The organism is Uliginosibacterium sangjuense, assembly GCF_059132465.1.
In genome coordinates, this window is the sequence record NZ_CP101132.1 from 2,606,895 (window position 1) to 2,622,815 (window position 15,921).

At 65.4% G+C, this 15,921-nt stretch carries 15 protein-coding genes; 8 read left to right on the forward strand and 7 right to left on the reverse strand.

The features are described from left to right. Nucleotides 1-9: 9 nt before the first annotated feature. On the reverse strand, nucleotides 10-714 hold the full coding sequence (locus tag NMB43_RS12145; RefSeq protein ID WP_494348424.1) for a GntR family transcriptional regulator: 705 nt from the start codon (nucleotides 712-714) through the stop codon (nucleotides 10-12). Nucleotides 715-851: 137 nt separating this feature from the next. On the opposite strand from NMB43_RS12145, the gene uxuA reads away from it, so the two are divergent. The 6 genes from uxuA to NMB43_RS12175 all read left to right on the forward strand — a co-directional run bounded on the left by uxuA (nucleotide 852) and on the right by NMB43_RS12175 (nucleotide 7,398). Continuing rightward, complete coding sequence (uxuA, locus tag NMB43_RS12150; RefSeq protein WP_494348425.1) at nucleotides 852-1,925, forward strand: mannonate dehydratase; 1,074 nt, start codon at nucleotides 852-854, stop codon at nucleotides 1,923-1,925. Next, nucleotides 1,922-2,776, forward strand: coding sequence for an SDR family oxidoreductase (locus tag NMB43_RS12155; protein WP_494348426.1), 855 nt, complete (start codon nucleotides 1,922-1,924; stop codon nucleotides 2,774-2,776). The genes uxuA and NMB43_RS12155 overlap by 4 nt, the downstream gene beginning before the upstream one ends. A gap of 85 nt (nucleotides 2,777-2,861) precedes the next feature. Then, nucleotides 2,862-4,262 (forward strand): glucuronate isomerase, encoded by a 1,401-nt coding sequence (gene uxaC, locus NMB43_RS12160; protein ID WP_494348427.1) that lies wholly within the window; start codon nucleotides 2,862-2,864, stop codon nucleotides 4,260-4,262. A 125-nt stretch (nucleotides 4,263-4,387) separates the two neighbouring features. Then, nucleotides 4,388-4,666 carry a hypothetical protein gene (locus NMB43_RS12165; protein WP_494348428.1) on the forward strand — a complete coding sequence of 93 codons (279 nt, stop codon included), beginning with the start codon at nucleotides 4,388-4,390 and terminating at the stop codon, nucleotides 4,664-4,666. A gap of 171 nt (nucleotides 4,667-4,837) precedes the next feature. Then, nucleotides 4,838-5,827, forward strand: a complete 990-nt coding sequence (locus NMB43_RS12170; RefSeq protein WP_494348429.1) for a serine/threonine protein kinase — start codon at nucleotides 4,838-4,840, stop codon at nucleotides 5,825-5,827. Nucleotides 5,828-6,006: 179 nt separating this feature from the next. After that, nucleotides 6,007-7,398 carry a pectate lyase family protein gene (locus tag NMB43_RS12175; protein WP_494348430.1) on the forward strand — a complete coding sequence of 464 codons (1,392 nt, stop codon included), beginning with the start codon at nucleotides 6,007-6,009 and terminating at the stop codon, nucleotides 7,396-7,398. A gap of 144 nt (nucleotides 7,399-7,542) precedes the next feature. On the opposite strand, the gene NMB43_RS12180 is transcribed toward NMB43_RS12175, so the two are convergent. Both NMB43_RS12180 and NMB43_RS12185 read right to left on the reverse strand, forming a co-directional pair. Beyond that, on the reverse strand, nucleotides 7,543-9,918 hold the full coding sequence (locus NMB43_RS12180) for a heparinase II/III domain-containing protein (protein WP_494348431.1): 2,376 nt from the start codon (nucleotides 9,916-9,918) through the stop codon (nucleotides 7,543-7,545). A 128-nt stretch (nucleotides 9,919-10,046) separates the two neighbouring features. Then, entirely contained in the window at nucleotides 10,047-12,251 is a 2,205-nt protein-coding gene (locus NMB43_RS12185; protein ID WP_494348432.1) for a WD40/YVTN/BNR-like repeat-containing protein, read from the reverse strand. A 190-nt stretch (nucleotides 12,252-12,441) separates the two neighbouring features. On the opposite strand from NMB43_RS12185, the gene NMB43_RS12190 reads away from it, so the two are divergent. Continuing rightward, entirely contained in the window at nucleotides 12,442-12,963 is a 522-nt protein-coding gene (locus NMB43_RS12190; RefSeq protein WP_494348433.1) for a type II secretion system protein, read from the forward strand. Continuing rightward, nucleotides 12,957-13,505 (forward strand): type II secretion system protein, encoded by a 549-nt coding sequence (locus NMB43_RS12195; RefSeq protein ID WP_494348434.1) that lies wholly within the window; start codon nucleotides 12,957-12,959, stop codon nucleotides 13,503-13,505. The genes NMB43_RS12190 and NMB43_RS12195 overlap by 7 nt, the downstream gene beginning before the upstream one ends. A 4-nt stretch (nucleotides 13,506-13,509) precedes the next feature. Here the strand turns inward: NMB43_RS12195 and moaE are convergent, their stop codons facing one another. From moaE to mobB, 4 genes are read right to left on the reverse strand one after another with little or no spacing between them, the layout of a single operon-like run. Beyond that, on the reverse strand, nucleotides 13,510-13,956 hold the full coding sequence (gene moaE, locus NMB43_RS12200; protein ID WP_494348435.1) for a molybdopterin synthase catalytic subunit MoaE: 447 nt from the start codon (nucleotides 13,954-13,956) through the stop codon (nucleotides 13,510-13,512). Between the two features lies 1 nt (nucleotide 13,957). Then, on the reverse strand, nucleotides 13,958-14,212 hold the full coding sequence (gene moaD / locus NMB43_RS12205) for a molybdopterin converting factor subunit 1 (protein WP_494348436.1): 255 nt from the start codon (nucleotides 14,210-14,212) through the stop codon (nucleotides 13,958-13,960). A 3-nt stretch (nucleotides 14,213-14,215) separates the two neighbouring features. Further along, nucleotides 14,216-15,400, reverse strand: a complete 1,185-nt coding sequence (locus NMB43_RS12210) for a molybdopterin molybdotransferase MoeA (protein ID WP_494348437.1) — start codon at nucleotides 15,398-15,400, stop codon at nucleotides 14,216-14,218. Continuing rightward, nucleotides 15,394-15,915, reverse strand: a complete 522-nt coding sequence (gene mobB / locus NMB43_RS12215; protein ID WP_494348438.1) for a molybdopterin-guanine dinucleotide biosynthesis protein B — start codon at nucleotides 15,913-15,915, stop codon at nucleotides 15,394-15,396. The genes NMB43_RS12210 and mobB overlap by 7 nt, the downstream gene beginning before the upstream one ends. Nucleotides 15,916-15,921 lie beyond the last annotated feature (6 nt).

Genomic DNA, 15,921 nt, shown 5'->3' on the forward strand with positions numbered 1-15,921 from the left:
GGCAGGAAGTCAGTTCTGGAACATGCCGGGAAAGCGCTCGGCGAGCACGGGCAGGGAAGTCAGGATCTCGCTCATGTGCCGCTTCAGCGCATCGGACGCGGCCTGCGGGTCACCCGCCTCGATGGCGTCGATGATCGCACTGTGCTGCTCGATCAGGCGCCCCGGTGGCGTCGCCGCCTCGTAACTGAGGAAGCGCACGCGGTCCATCTGCGCCTTGGCTTGGTCGACCACTCGCCACACACGCTGGCGCCCCAGGGAATTCGCAATCTGCCGATGGAACGCCTCGTCCAGCGCCAGGAAGCTCGCGTTGTCACCCGCCGCCACCTTGCTCTGCGCATCGACCAGCTCACGCAGGCTGTCCACCAAGCCCGACGGGCGCTGCGCCGCGGCCTCGCGGACCAGGGCCTCCTCGATGGCCTCACGCACGAAGCGCGCATCCATCACTTCCTTGATCGAAATCTTCAGCACGAAAGTGCCGCGCTGCGGCAGCACCGCCACCAACCCCTCCTGGGCCAGGCGGATAAAGGCTTCGCGCACCGGTTGCCGGCTCACCGAATAGCGCGCCGCAATCTCACTCTCGGACAAGGCCTGCCCCGGGTGCAAGCCGCCGGACACGATGGCGTCACGCAGACGCTCGTGCAGACTGGTGCCGATGGCACCATTCGGAAAGCCTTCTTCTGTTGTTGCTGGGCTATTGTTGTCTCGTAAACCCATGTTCTCCGTCCCTGTCACGCTCGGTGTTCAAATGACGCCCAGACTATACGCGAAGCCGCTCTTGACAAGATTCTTGACAAACTGCCATACAAGACTACCATACAAGTCACCATCCCTTTGATGACAAGGAGTCACGCATGAAAATGACCTTCCGCTGGTACGGCGAATCCGATCCCGTCAAGCTTGAGTACATCCGCCAGATTCCCGGCATGTATGGCATCGTGTCCGCCATCTACGACGTGCCCGTCGGCGAAGTCTGGCCGCTTGAAAAACTGCAGGCCTTGCGCGATCGCATCGAGGGCGCCGGTCTGAAGTTCGACGTGGTTGAAAGCATCCCCGTGCATGAAGACATCAAGCTCGGCAAGCCCACCCGCGACCGCCTGATCGACAACTTCTGCCAGAACATCCGCAACTGTGCTGCCGTCGGCGTAAAGGTCGTCTGCTACAACTTCATGCCGGTCTTCGACTGGACGCGTACCGAGATGGCCAAGCAATTACCGGACGGTTCCTTCACCCTCGCCTTCGACGCCGCCCAAGTGGCTGAAATCGATCCGGAGAAGGGCATCTCGCTGCCCGGCTGGGATGCCAGCTACAAGCCTGAAGAGCTGAAGAAGGTGCTGGACGAGTACAAGGCCGTCAGCGAAGAAACGCTGTGGGGCAACCTCGAATACTTCCTGAAGAAGATCATCCCGGTCGCCGAGGAAGCCAACATCCGCATGGGTATGCATCCGGATGATCCGCCACGCCCCATCTTCGGCCTGCCGCGCATCGTCAAGAACCGCGACGACCTGATGCGCCTGGTGAAGATCGTCGACTCGCCCGCTAACGGCCTGACCCTGTGCTCCGGCTCGCTGGGTGCCGACCTGTGCAACAACATCGAGTCCCTGGTGCGTGAATTCGGCGGCATGAACCGCATCCCCTTCGGCCACCTGCGCAATGTCGCGGTGGAAGAGGACGGCACTTTCTTCGAGTCCGCCCACCTGTCATGCGAAGGCTCGCTTGATATGGCGCGCATCCTGCGGGCCTATCATGAGGTAGGCTTTGAGGGTTACGTCCGGCCCGACCACGGCCGCATGATCTGGGGCGAAACCGGCAAGCCCGGCTATGGCCTGTATGACCGTGCGCTGGGGGCCGTTTACCTGAACGGACTTTGGGAGGCGATCACCAAGTTCGTTCCTCCCAAACCCGCCAAGGAAACGACTCCCGCATGAGCCTGCCCTTCTCCATTGATCTGAACAACAAAGTAGCAGTCGTCACCGGCGGCGCCGGCATTCTCGGTGCCGCCATGTGCAAGGCGCTCGCCGCGTGCGGCGCCAAGGTGGTCATCATCGGCCGCGACAAGGCCAAGGCCGACCGTCTGGCCGAGGCCATCGTCGCCGAGGGTGGCGTCGCCAAGGGCATGTCCTGCGACGTGCTCAACCGCCAGGCGCTGGAGGCGGCTGCAGAGGAGATCGCCAGCACTTACGGGCCGTGCGACATCCTGATCAATGGAGCGGGTGGCAACCACCCGAAGGGCGTCACCGGGCAGGAGTACTTCGATGCCGAGACCGCGGGCAAGGACGCGGCCAGTTCGAGCTTCTTCGACCTCGACATGGAAGGCTTCAAGTTCGTGTTCGACCTCAACCTGATGGGCACCCTGCTGCCCTCTCAGGTTTTCGCGCGCCACATGGTGGGCCGCGCAGGCTGCAGCATCATCAACATCTCATCGATGAGTGCCTACCGCCCGCTCACCAAGGTTGCCGCCTACAGCGGCGCCAAGGCGGCGGTAAGCAACTTCACGCAGTGGCTCGCGGTACACCTGGGCCAGTCCGGCATTCGCGTCAATGCCATTGCCCCCGGGTTCTTCATTACTGAGCAGAACCGCGATCTGATGCTACAGAAAGATGGTGGCTACACGCCGCGTGCGCAGAAGGTCATCGCCCAGACGCCGATGAAGCGTTTCGGCGAAGCCGAGGAGCTCATTGGCGCGCTGCTGTGGCTGGTCGAACCCAAGGCGTCCGGTTTCGTGACCGGTTCGATCATCGCCGTGGATGGCGGCTTCTCCGCCTACTCCGGTGTTTGATCAAACAAAGTTGTCAGACACATTGTGTGCTATTGCGGTCAGGATCTAGAATTAGCCTGACATTTTTTCGCACCTGGAGACAAGCATGGCCAAGGCTTTCATGGACGAGCACTTCCTGCTCGAAACCCCCACCGCGCAGAAGCTCTACCACGAGTTCGCGGCACCCCAGCCCATCATCGACTACCACTGCCACCTGCCGCCGGATCAGATCGCGCAGAACAAGCAGTTCAAGAACATCACCGAAATCTGGCTCGGCGGCGACCACTACAAGTGGCGCTTCATGCGCTCTTCCGGCGTCACCGAGGACTACATGACCGGCGATCAGCCGGACGAAGCCAAGTTCCGCAAGTTCTGCGAAGTGCTGCCCATGGGCATCGGCAACCCGCTGTACCACTGGAGCCACCTGGAGCTGCAACGCTACTTCGGCGTCAAGACCCTGGTCAGCGGCGAGACCGCCAGCGAACTGTGGGCCGCCTGTAACGCCCAGATCGGCACGCCCGAGAAGTCGGCGCGCGGCCTCATGGTCGGCTCCAACGTCAAAGCCATCTGCACCACCGACGATCCGGTGGACGACCTGGCCCACCACAAGGCCATCGCCGCCGACGGCTTCCAGGTCAAGGTGCTGCCCACCTTCCGCCCGGACAAGTCCTTCAACATCGACCGCGACGGTTTCCAGGACTACATCCGCAAGCTCTCCGCCGTGGCCGACGTGCAGATCAACAGCTTCGGCGCACTGACCAAGGCGCTGGACAAGCGCCTGGACTACTTCGCCGCCCACGGCTGCAAGGTCTCCGACCACGCCATCGACCTCGCCTTCTTCTCGCCCGCTTCGGAGACCGAACTGTCGGCCATCCTGTCGCGCGCCATGAACAACGGCATCATCACCAAGGACGATGCCGACAAGTTCAAGACCGCTGTCATGCTGCACCTGGGTCGCGAGTACGCCAAGCGCGGCTGGGCCATGCAACTGCACATCGGCGCACAGCGCAACAACAACACCCGCATGTTCAAGAAGCTGGGCCCGGACACTGGCTGGGACTCGATCTCCGACGACCTCATCTCGGCCAAGATCGCCCGCTACCTCGACGCGCTGGACCAGGACGACCAACTGCCCAAGACCATCCTGTACAACCTGAACCCCATCCACAACGAAGTGCTGGCCACCATGCTCGGCAACTTCCAGGACGGCAAGGTCATCGGCAAGATGCAGTTCGGCTCCGGTTGGTGGTTCCTCGACCAGAAGGACGGCATGACGCGCCAGCTCACCGCCCTGTCGCAACTGGGCAACCTGGGCGCCTTCGTCGGCATGCTGACGGATTCGCGCTCCTTCCTCTCCTACACCCGCCACGAATACTTCCGCCGCATCCTGTGCAACATGCTCGGCGGCTGGGTCGAGAACGGCGAATACCCGCAGGACTGGAAGCAGTTGCAGACCATCGTCGAAGGCATCTGCTACAAGAACGCGGATCGGTACTTCGGTCTGTGATGTAGCGCCCGGGCCGGCTTGCCGGTCCAGGTAGCGCCAGAAAATGCAAAGCCCCCGCAAGGGGGCTTTTGTCATTCAGAATCTAGATCGAAGACTCTCTCAGTCTTAAACCCGGAGTGCTTGTTATGAGTAAACAGGAATACAGACTCACAAACATAGTCGTTGCTCTGGAAAAACACTCTCAAAGAGCAACCTATGGCGCAGTTGGCGGACTCGTTGGACGACTCCCCCGCTCTGTTATGTCAGGCCAGCCGAAGACCAAACAGAATGCATGGGTCGTGTCAGCCAAGACCAAAAAGCCAACGGGTTATCTTGTCAGCGAAACACCGAAAAACCTAGAAAACCACGCAGAGGTAATTTCTACGCCTGAAGCCCTTGCGGAATGGCTTCGCAATCATTCTTAGCGCAGGCGGGTTAGCGGCTCCATCGCGGCCACGCCTTACGTCCCCAGAAGCCCTCCCCCCCCGAGAGGGCTTGTAGTTTGCGTTTCATCCGCCACGCATGCCGCCAGACCACAACACCGTACCGCAGCGCCGTTTGCGTTATGCTGCGACGCACCCTTTCCGAGCCCAGCCGTGAGCACATCCTCCACCACGCCCTTTGCCGAGTTGAGCCCCGATGCTGCGCTGGATGCCATCGAAAGCCTGGGCCTGCGCTGCGATGGCCGCCTGCTGGCGCTCAACAGCTACGAGAACCGCGTCTACCAGGTCGGCATCGAGGACGAGGCGCCGCTGGTGGTGAAGTTCTATCGCGCCGGGCGCTGGTCGGACGAGGCCATCGGCGAGGAACACGCGTTCTGTGCGGAACTGGTCGAGCGCGAGATTCCGGTCGTGGCGCCGCTGTTGTTTGAGAGCCGCAGCCTGCATCGGCACGGCGCCTTCCGCTTCGCGCTGTACCCGCGCCGGGGCGGACGTCCACCAGAGCTGGACGATGCCGACACGCTGCGCTGGATGGGGCGCTTCATCGCGCGCATCCACAACGTGGGCGCACAGACACGCTTCGCCGCACGGCCGACATTGGACCCGCAGAGCTTCGGCATTGAGCCACGCGACTGGTTGCTGGCACACGACTTCATCCCGCGCGAGTTGCTTCCGGCCTGGCGCGCCGTCATCGACCAGGCACTCGACGGCGTAGCAGCCTGCTTCGAGCGTGCCGGCCCGGTCCGTCGCCTGCGCCTGCATGGCGACTGTCATGCCAGCAACGTGATGTGGACCGATGCCGGCCCGCACTTCGTCGACTTCGATGACGCCCGCATGGGGCCGGCGGTGCAAGACTTGTGGCTGTTGCTCTCGGGCGAGCGCGAAGCGATGGAGCTACAGCTCGGCAAGGTGCTGGAAGGCTACGAGCAGTTTCGCGAATTCGACCGCAGCGAGCTGCATCTCGTGGAGGCGTTGCGCACGCTGCGCCTGATCCATTACTCGGCCTGGCTCGCGCGGCGCTGGGACGACCCGGCCTTCCCGGCCGCCTTTCCCTGGTTCAACACGCCACGCTACTGGCAGGACCGCGTACTGGAACTGCGCGAGCAGATCGCGCTGATGTCGGAACCCCCGCTCTACCCCGCCTGACCCGGGCGCCCACGCCCTGCCTGGTGCCTCTGGCGCCGCCATCTGCAACGTATTCCACGGTTTTGGTGAATCCTGTTGCCACGCAGCTTGACCCTGCGCGCTGCGCCACCCAGCATGAAACGGGACGAGGCGTGCCGCGCCATCGCTCACATCAAAATAATCACATTGGAGACATCACCATGATCCGCAAACTCGCCGCGGGCGCCGTCATCGGCCTGCTCGTCGGTGGCGCGCAGGCTGCCACCGACTATCCGTCCGGCTACACCAAGTGCGCGCAGAACACCGGCGCCACCTGTTCCATGACCGGCACGCGCAACGTTGCCCTGGGCAAGTCCGGGTCCTTCGTCTACGCCGTCAAGACCGGCAACTTCGCATGCACCGGCTCGGCGTTCCCGAGCAACAGCTTTAGCAGCTCGGCCTGGTGTTCGGTGGGTCCTGTCGCCAGTTCCTCGTCGTCGTCCTCATCGTCCTCATCGTCCTCTTCCTCCTCGTCGAGCAGCAGCTCCTCGTCCAGCTCCTCCAGCTCGTCGAGCAGTTCCTCTTCGTCGAGCTCTTCGTCCAGCAGCTCGTCCTCGTCGAGTTCGTCCTCCAGTTCCTCGTCGAGTTCGTCTTCCAGCGGCGGACAGCAGGGCAACGCACCGGGCGTGATCGGCTTCGCCTCGCTCAACAAGGCCGGCCGCAACGGCACCAACGGTGGCGCCGGTGGCAGCACCGTCACGGTGACGACCTACGCCGCGCTGGTCGCCGCCGTGGCCGACAACACGCCGCGCACCGTGCTGGTTTCCGGCACCATCAGCGGCGCCGGCCCGATGATCCGTGTCGGCTCCAACAAGACGATCCAGGGCATCGGCTCGACGGCCACCATCAGCGGTTTCGGCTTCAACGTCAGCGGCTTCGTCCCGCCGAACGAGGGCGACTCCTGCGACCTGGCCGACAAGGGCACGTTCACACCGACCGAGAACGTGATCATCCGCAATCTCTCGTTCAAGAACTCGGCGGACGACAGCATCAACATCCAGTGCTACTCGCACCACGTGTGGGTCGACCACAACACCTTCTACACGAGCTATGACGGCTCGGTGGACGTGAAGCGCGGCGCCGACTGGGTCACCGTGTCATGGAACCGCTTCATCGGCACCGACAAGTCGATGCTGCTGGGGCATAGCGACGACAACGGCGCCCAGGACCGCGGTTACCTGCACGCGACCTACCACCACAACTGGTTCGACCACAGCAACACCCGCCACCCGCGTGTGCGCTTCGGCCAGGCCCATGTGTTCAACAACTTCGGCAACGGCATCACCGATTACTTCATCGGTGCCGGCGTCGAGTGCGACATCCATGCCGACGGCAACAACCTCGACGGCATCAAGCGCATCATCACGTACTGGAACGGCAAGAAGGTCACCTGGAACAGCAGCAACCTGAACACCGGCGAATGCCGTGCCTCGGATTGCCTGGTGCAGAACGGCCAGGGCTTCGACCCGAAGAGCTACTACAGCTACACCCTGGACCCGGCCGCCAACGTGCCGACCATCGTGAAGAACGGCGCCGGCGTGGGCAAGATCTGATCGCCTCGCCGCACGCATGCGAAAAGCCCGACCTCGTGGTCGGGCTTTTTGTTTTGGGTCCGGGGCACAGCGCTTCCGGTACGGACTGAAAGACGCTGGATGCCCGCCTGCGCAGGAATGACGACCGGTACCGGATGTACCGCCTCAGCGCGTCACGCGCACCCGGGTCGTCCCCGTCGCGACCTGCAGGCTCAGCACGCCGCGCTGCACGTCGAACTGCCAAGCCCCGTCGGCCAGGCCGTGCACCACACGGGGCGCAGCCAGCAGGCGCAGACTCAGGCGCGCGGCGGTCGGTGCCTCGATCTGCAAAACGATGCCCTCAGCGTCCTGCCCGCCTTCCATGCTCAGGTTTGCCGTGGCCTCGACACCCAGATCGGCAGCCCGCAATTGCTTGCCATCGACCAGCACGAAGCGCTGCCAGGTCTTGCCATCCGCATGCTGCGTCACCACCGCCGCCAGCCCGTCGAGTTGCGCATCGCCCGCCGCCGCGCCACCCGCATGCTCGCCGCCCAGCAACACCAGGTCGCGCAGCGCGCCCTGCTCCACCTGCAAGGCATAGCCACGGCTGGCCGGCAGGCGCGTGGCGTTCGGTACTGCTTCGCCCAGGCGTGAGGGCATCAGCACACTGAGAAAGTCCTGCGTCTTGCTGCTGCTCGTCGTCTCGGCGCGCGCATGCCATTCATTGGGCATGCGTTTCACGAAAGCCGCGTCGGGCGGCACGGCGAACTGGTCGGTCTGCGACAGGCGCAAGGCAGTGGCCTCGGGCGCCAGGAACTGCACGCGCAGTTGCGCCGCGCCCTTGCTGCTGGTGATGCTGGCCGTCTTGTCGTCCAGCGCCATGCGTTCGCGCGCATGCAGCAACCACTGGAAGGTCTTGAACTCATGCGCGGCCAGCTCATCCAGCATCACGAAGTAGCGGCGGTCGACGAACAGGATGTGGCGCAGCGCGCGCTCGGCCTGGCGACGATAGGCCGCCGTCGCGTCGCCACTGGTGAAGTCGTAGCGCGGGCCGCTGAAGAAGCGCGTAATCCGGCCGCTGGCCGTGGCGTCCTTGGTGGGCTGGCCTTGTTCGCAGAAGAGGATCGCGTTCTTGGCCTGCGTCGTGCGCGACCAGCCGAGGTGGTGTGCGCTGTCGTACCAGTCGCGGTAGCCGGAGCTGATCGCCAGCGGCTGGCCGTAGGCCATCAGCACGAAGGCATTCTGGTCGGAGTGCGAATGGCTGGCCGAGCCGAACGGGCTGCTCTTGAAGGCCAGCATGACATCCCGCTCCTTGTCGCCCAAGGCGCCGTGCATGGCGACCCAGCCGATGTCGCGGAAATGGCGTGCACCAGACAGTTCGCTGAGCGGGCGCTCGGCCACCTTGTCCTGTGCGGCGCGGAACAGGTGCAGCAGGGAATCGAGCGCGTTGAATTCGTAATAGCTGTTGCCGTCTGGCAGGCGCTCCGACAGCCCACGGGCATAGCGCATGAGATAGCCGTCGCGGTTGAGCTGGGCGTACTTGGCGACCAGCAGCGCGCGGTTGGGCGTGGGCCGGGTGATGTTGGTAAGGTCACCGAAGGATGAGGTGTCGTAGGGCTGCAGGTTGTACAGCGCGAAGTAGCCGTTGTGACGGAAGAAGGGGCGGGCGAGCGGTTCGTCGAAACCCAGTTGCTTCATCCCTTCGAGAAAGCGCAGGTGCTGGGTGAGCCCGGTGCCCCAGTAATCCAGGCCCTCCGCCCAGCCGCCGTCGTCGCCGCCCCACACCGGGAACTGGCGCAGGTAGTACTCGTAGGCCCAAGCCAAGTATTTCTCGACGCCGGGGCTATCACCCCACAGCGCCTGCGCGCCCTGCCCCAGGGTCGAGATGAAGCGCATCGGGTGGCTCAGCGAACTGTCCGGCAGCGTGCGCTCAGTGAGCGAGAACTTGCGCGAGATGTCGCGCCACAAAATGTCGAGGCGCAGGCGGATCGCAGCGCGCACCGTCTCGCGCTCCTGCGGTGTGAGCGCCTCGTAGGCCCAGTCGTAGGCGAAGATCATCGGCCGCAGCGACTGGATGAAGGCCTCGTCGTTGTTGCGGATGTTGACGCCCCCATTCACGTCCCAACTGGCGATCTGCAGCAGCCAGCGCGCCGCCTCGCGGCCGGCCGCCGCATCCTCCTGCGCCAGGAACAGGAAGGCCTGGCGCCACGCGGTGAAGCCCGCGAGGTTGGCCTGGGAGTAGCCGGTGCGCCAGATCTCGGTGGCGCGGGCGTCCTTCTTGCCGCCGGCTGGCACCGGCTGCGGCTCGGCGATCATCGCCGGCACGGGCTGCACGAGCTTGCCCAGCAAGCTCGCCAGCTCGCTGCCGCCGGGCGCCTCGGCCACGAAGCGGCGCAGCGCGGGCAGGTCCTGCGGCTGCAGCAAGAGGCGTGGATGCGTCTGCGGCATGCGCGCCGAGAGCGCCGCCACGCGCATGCTCACCAGATCGGCCTCGCTCTGCGCATGCAGCGGCGCGGCCCACAAGACAACGCAGGAGAAGAGGAACAGAGACAAGCGCGACATGGATCGTCCTTGGTGACGAGGGAAGTCGCCACTCTACAGAACGAGGGCGGTACCGGGTTTGACCGGTACCGCCCTCGAAGCGAACACAGGTGTCACAACGCGAAGGTGTCGGCCAGCACTGGCCCGCGTTACTGCCCCGCCGGCTTGCCGCCCTGGCCCGCGGCGGGGACACGCTCCAGCAACACCACGCGGTCCCCATACGCGATCAGGTTGCCGGTGGTGGTATGCGGGGCGAGTGCCTTGATGCGGGTCTGGGTGCCGGTGAGCAGGCGCGTCCAGCTCTTGCCGCCATCGACCGAGCGCAGCACGACGCCGCCGCGGCCGGTGAGCATCAGGGCCTGGCTGCCTGGCTCGAGCGACAGGGCGCGCAGCAGTTCCTCGGTGCCGGAGGGCACGCTTGTCCAGCTCTCCCCCGCATTGTCGGACCGCAGGATCGTGCCTTTGTCGCCGGCGATCAGCAGTGCGCCGCTCTTGGGATCGGCCAGGATGGAATTGAGGCCATGCGCCACCCCGCTCTGCACCGTGACGAAGCTGGCGCCACCATCGGTCGAGCGCAGGATCGTGCCCTTGGAGCCGATCACCACGACGGTCTTGCCGCTGGCGTCGAACCAGACCATGTAGAGCTTGGCATCACTGCCCGAGGCCAGGCGCTGCCAAGTCAGGCCGGCGTCGCTGGAGCGCGCGACGAGCCCGTCGTCGCCGACCACCCAGACCTCGCCATTGCCCGGGTTGATGGCGCCGCGCCAGATCGCGCTCTCCCAGCCGCTCTCCAGCTTGCGGGCCTGGGCTGTGCCCGGCACCAGCACGGCCAGGGTGCCGCTGTCGCCGTACAGCACCACGTTGCCGGTGCCAGGATGCACGACGTAGCCCTGGTAGCTGGGCCCATCCGGGTTGTCGGAAGTCCAGTTGCGCCCGCCATCGGCCGAACGCATCCAGGTGCTGCGGCCGCCCGCCGCGAACAAGCCGCTCAGGCGCGGCTCATGACTGACCTGAAAGAGATAGGTCGCCTCTTTCAGTTGGGCCAGCTCGCCGCCCTGCCAGGTGCGCCCACCATCCGTCGACCGTGCCACGAGACGGTTGGCCCCCACCGCGACCAAGTCACCACTGGCCGGATCGGTGGTCACGCCATGCACATAGTCCGTGAGACCACTGCTGACCTTGCTCCAGCTCTTGCCACCATCGGTGGAACGCGCGATCTGCGCGGTGGTGCCGAGCGCCACCAGCGCGCCGCTGTGCGCATCCTGCACCAGGGTTTCGACACTCTTGGTCCAGGGGACCTCGACCCGCGTCCAGCTCTTGCCCTCGTCTTCCGAGCGCAGGAAAGTCCCCTGGTCGCCGACGATCACCAAGCCCTTGTCGTCAACACGCAGGATGCGCGCGAGATAGGTCTTGCTGGGTACGACGGTATGCGTCCAGGTCTCGCCACCATCGGCCGACTGTGCCACTTCGCCCTGGCTGGTGAGCGCGAAGATGCGTTTGGTCTTGGCATCGACGTAGAGCCGGGTGATGTAGTTCGTCAGTCCGGTGCTACCCGCCGTCCAGGCCACGCCGCCATCGCCCGAGCGCAGGACCTGGCCGTTGGCGACGCCCACGAGATACTGCCCATGCACTTCGTCGTACTGCGCATCGGTCATCGCCACATCCGCGTTCACCGGGAGCGCATGCCAACTCTGGCCACGGTCGGCCGAGATCAGCAGGGTGCCGTGCTCACCCGCGGCCAGCAGGGTGTTGCGCTTGGGATCAGCCACGATGCGCCCGAGATAGGCCTGGGTGCCGGAGGCCACGGCCTGCCAGCTCGTGCCGCCGTCGTCCGAGCGCAGAAGGGTGCCGCCGACGCCACCGGCCAGGAGCAACTTGCCGTCGGGATCGACATACAGCGCACGCAAGGCCGTCTGCACCCCGCTGGGCACCACGCGCCATTGCTTGCCAAGATCGTCGGACACGGCGATCAGGCCGTTGCCGCCGATGGCCACGACACGCGACTGGCCGGGCACCCGCGCGATGTCGGCGAACTGGTCTGAGGTCACCGAATCGGCGATGCTCCACTTCTGCCCGCCATCCTCCGAGCGCCACAAGGCGCCATCGGTCCCGGCGGCGAGGACGAGGCCGCCCTCACCCGCCGCCGCGGCCGCAAAGAGGTTCGGATTGGTCACGATCGCACGGTAGGCCGGCGGCTCGCTGCCCAACTCGGCCACAGCCACCTCGGCGGCGGGCTTCTGCTGGCAGGCGGCCAGCACCAGCACGGCGCCCAGCGCCAGGAGTGCGCGCAGGCCGGCACCGGCCAGCCTGTCTCGGAACTGCTGCTGCATCATGTCTCCTTGTCTGCGGGGCATGCGTGCCCTCGTCTCTTTCTACCTGGCGTCCACGCGCCGCGAGCACGCCCAGCGCGCAACTATATGCGAGCGCTCGCCGCCCTCGCAAACCCTCGGCCCGCGGGCTGTGACTTAGCGCCGGACGCGCGGCGATTGTCGCGCTGCGCATGGACGCTGGCGGCGGACTCGCGGCACAATGCGAGCCCGACCCATGCCGCGCCGCCGCATCGTGAGCCGTCTTTCTTCCATGCATCCGCACACCCCCCGCCCACGCGGCTTCAGCCTGATCGAGCTGCTGATCACGCTCGCCATCCTGGGCGTGCTGGCCAGCATCGCAGTGCCGATCGCGCAGGTGTCGGTACAACGGGTCAAGGAGAACCAGTTACGCGAAAGCCTGCGCGAGATCCGTCGCGGGCTGGATGCCTACAAGCTCGCGGCCGACCAGGGCATCATCGCAGTGTCGATTGGCACCAGCGGCTATCCCAAGACCCTGGACGACCTGGTCAAGGGCGCGGTGGACCAACGCAATGCACAGGGGCGCAAGATATTTTTCCTGCGACGCATTCCACGCGACCCCTTCGCAGACGACCCGACCTTGCCGGATGCCGAGACCTGGGGGCTACGTGCCTATGCCAGCGAGGCCGACGACCCCAAGGAAGGCGAGGATGTGTACGACGTCTACTCGCGCTCGCGCCTGGTCGGCCTGAACGGCGTGCCCTACCGCAAATGGTGAGCGCGGCCGGCAGCCGGTCGCCTCATGCCGGTTTCACCTACCTGGGCTTGTTGCTGGTGATCGCGCTGATCTCGCTGACCGCGGCCGTGACGCTGCAGACCGGTGCCATCCTTGAGCGGCGCAAGGCCGAGGATGAGCTGATCTTCGTCGGCCTGCAGTTCAAGGCGGCGATCCGCAGCTACTTCGAGTCCACACCGGCCGGCACGCCGGCCGCCGCGCCGCGTCGGCTGGAGGACTTGCTGCGTGACCCGCGCTTCCCCAACCCCAAGCGCCATCTGCGCAAGCTGTATCTCGATCCGATGACAGGCAGCACCGACTGGGGCCTGATCCGCTCGGCCGATGGCAATGGCATCCTGGGGGTCTACAGCAAGTCGAAGTCGACACCGATCCGCATCGCCAACTTCCCCGACGAGGTGTTCCACTTCGAAGGCAAGAAGCGCTTCTCGGACTGGGTGTTCGTGTATGGCGTGGTGTGCCAGAACCTGGGTTGCGAGTTGCCGCCGCAACCCATGCTCACCGACCGTCCGGCCGACAACCAGTAAGCCCTCAGTCGCCCCAGCGCGCTGCCGCTGCGTCGTCGCTCTCACGCGCATCGACCCAGCGTGCGCCCTCGGCCGTCTCTTCCTTCTTCCAGAACGGCGCGCGCGTCTTCAGATAATCCATGATGAATTCGCAGGCGGCGAAGGCTTCACCGCGATGCGCGCCGGCCACGCCGACGAATACGATGCGCTCGCCCGGCAGCAGGCGGCCGACACGATGGATCACCCGCACCGCATGCAGGTGCCAGCGCTGGCGCGCCTCGGCCTCGATGGCCTGCAGGGCGCGCTCGGTCATGCCGGGGTAGTGCTCCAGGCTCATCGCGCGGATGCCGCCTCCCCGCACGAGGCCGACAAAACTGGCGAGCGCGCCGACCTGCTCGGCGCCGCCCTCCGCACCCAGCGCGTCCAGTTCCACGCCTGGGTCGAAGTCCTCGTACTGCACGCGCACGCTCATCTCAGCCTCCGGTCACCGGCGGGAAGAAGGCCAGCTCGTCACCGCTGCACAGCGCAGTGTCCGGCCCGGCCATCTCCTGGTTGCGTGCAGCACGCACGTTGCGCCCAGGGGCCAGCACGCTCCATTCACCACCACGTGCATGCAGCCAGGCGCGCAGCTCGCCCAGCGTGCGGACTTCGGATGGCAGGTCAAGCTCCTCCCGCTCGCGCCCCAGGGTCTCTCGCAGCGAAGCGAAATACAGGATGGTCACGCGCATCGATCAGTCCTCGAAAGGCAGGTAGTCGACCAGATCGCCGGGCTGGATCGCGGTATCCGGTGGATTGCAGACCAGACCATCACCCCACGCGCAAGAGGTCAGCACGCCGCTACCCTGCTTCGGGAACAGATCCAGGCCGCCCGCCGCGTTGCGCCGCACGCGCAGGAAGTCGCGCCGCGGATCGCGTTTTTGCACCGCGAAGTCCGCCCGCAGGCGCAGCGGTCTCGGTATCACGTCAGTCATGCCTTGCAGGCGGCGGAGGTAGGGTTTGACCAAGACCTGGAAGGTGGCGAAGGAGGACACCGGGTTGCCCGGCAAGCCCACGAAGGGCGTATTGCCGACCCGTCCCATGGCCAACGGTTTGCCCGGTTTGATGTTCACCTTCCAGGCATCCAGTTCGCCCTCGGCCTGCAGTGCCGCCTTGACATGGTCCTCCTCGCCGACCGACACGCCACCGCAGGTGATGATCAGGTCATGCCCCTCGGCCGCGCGGCGCAAGGTCTCGCGCGTAATCTGCAGATCGTCCGGCACGGTGCCAAGATCGCTCACCACGCAGCCCAGCTCCCTCAGCAGGCCATGCAGCACATAGCGATTGGAGTTGTAGATCGCCCCTTCACGCAGGGGCTCGCCCGGCATGACCAGCTCATCGCCTGTGAAGAACACCGCCACGCGCAGACGGGCAAAGACCTCCAAAGAGGGCACGCCGAGCGATGCCACCAGGCCGGCATGGGCCGCACGCAGGCGCAGACCCGGTGCGAGCACCTCTGTCCCCAGCGCAATGTCTTCGCCCGCTCGGCGGATGTTGTCTCCCGGACTGGGCTGGACGTCGATGCGCACATAGTCGCCATCTGCCTCGCAACGCTCCTGCATGACTACGGCATCACCGCCGGGCGGGATGATCGCGCCGGTAAAGATGCGCGCGGCAGTGCCCGCTTGCAGGGGTTGCGGTTGGCTACCGGCAGGAATGCGCTGGCTGACCGACAGGCGCGTACCGGCGGCGGGCACATCCTGGGCCCGCAGCAGGTAGCCATCCATGGCCGAATTGTCAGCCGGCGGTACGTTGACCGGCGCGATCAACGCTTCGGCCAGCACGCGACCCGTCGCGGCCAGGGTGTCGACACGCTCGCGGCGCACCATTGGCTGTGCGCGGGCCAGCATCCGTGCCAGCGCATCCTCGTAACTCAACATGCCTGAAGCTCCTGTCCTGGCGCCTCGAGACCCACGTGCCTCAAGACGAAATGCGCCACCCCCCCCACGTCATTGAGATCCAGCACCGGCACGCCGAGTTGCAGCGGTACGTCGCTCGCCACCGCCACCACGTTGGGATAGGCGTCGAGAATCATGGGGTGCCCCGTGGCCGGGCGATGGACCTCGATCTTGGGCAACTCCGCCGACTTGAAGCCTTCCACCAGCACCAGATCACAGGGCGACAGCTTGTCGACCAATTGCGCCAGGCTGGGCTGCGGTTCGTCGCGCAGTTCCCGCATCAGCGCCCAGCGCTGGGCGCCGGCCAGCATGACCTCGCCCGCCCCCGCTTCGCGGAAGCGATAGGAATCCTTGCCCGGTTTGTCGATATCGAAACCATGATGGGTGTGCTTGATCAGCGAAACACGCAGGCCGCGCGCACGCAGCAAGGGGATCAGCTTCTCGATCAAGGTGGTCTTGCCCGCGCCGGAATAGCCGGCGAATCCGAATACTCTCATCTCCTG

Excerpts from the sequence above, each read along its gene's own strand:
- NMB43_RS12145 (WP_494348424.1), bottom strand. The coding sequence starts at position 714 with ATGGGTTTACGAGACAACAATAGCCCAGCAACAACAGAAGAAGGCTTT.
- uxuA (WP_494348425.1), top strand. The coding sequence starts at position 852 with ATGAAAATGACCTTCCGCTGGTACGGCGAATCCGATCCCGTCAAGCTT.
- NMB43_RS12155 (WP_494348426.1), top strand. The coding sequence starts at position 1,922 with ATGAGCCTGCCCTTCTCCATTGATCTGAACAACAAAGTAGCAGTCGTC.
- uxaC (WP_494348427.1), top strand. The coding sequence starts at position 2,862 with ATGGCCAAGGCTTTCATGGACGAGCACTTCCTGCTCGAAACCCCCACC.
- NMB43_RS12165 (WP_494348428.1), top strand. The coding sequence starts at position 4,388 with ATGAGTAAACAGGAATACAGACTCACAAACATAGTCGTTGCTCTGGAA.
- NMB43_RS12175 (WP_494348430.1), top strand. The coding sequence starts at position 6,007 with ATGATCCGCAAACTCGCCGCGGGCGCCGTCATCGGCCTGCTCGTCGGT.
- NMB43_RS12180 (WP_494348431.1), bottom strand. The coding sequence starts at position 9,918 with ATGTCGCGCTTGTCTCTGTTCCTCTTCTCCTGCGTTGTCTTGTGGGCC.
- NMB43_RS12185 (WP_494348432.1), bottom strand. The coding sequence starts at position 12,251 with ATGCCCCGCAGACAAGGAGACATGATGCAGCAGCAGTTCCGAGACAGG.
- NMB43_RS12190 (WP_494348433.1), top strand. The coding sequence starts at position 12,442 with ATGCCGCGCCGCCGCATCGTGAGCCGTCTTTCTTCCATGCATCCGCAC.
- NMB43_RS12195 (WP_494348434.1), top strand. The coding sequence starts at position 12,957 with ATGGTGAGCGCGGCCGGCAGCCGGTCGCCTCATGCCGGTTTCACCTAC.
- moaE (WP_494348435.1), bottom strand. The coding sequence starts at position 13,956 with ATGAGCGTGCGCGTGCAGTACGAGGACTTCGACCCAGGCGTGGAACTG.
- moaD (WP_494348436.1), bottom strand. The coding sequence starts at position 14,212 with ATGCGCGTGACCATCCTGTATTTCGCTTCGCTGCGAGAGACCCTGGGG.
- NMB43_RS12210 (WP_494348437.1), bottom strand. The coding sequence starts at position 15,400 with ATGTTGAGTTACGAGGATGCGCTGGCACGGATGCTGGCCCGCGCACAG.
- mobB (WP_494348438.1), bottom strand. The coding sequence starts at position 15,915 with ATGAGAGTATTCGGATTCGCCGGCTATTCCGGCGCGGGCAAGACCACC.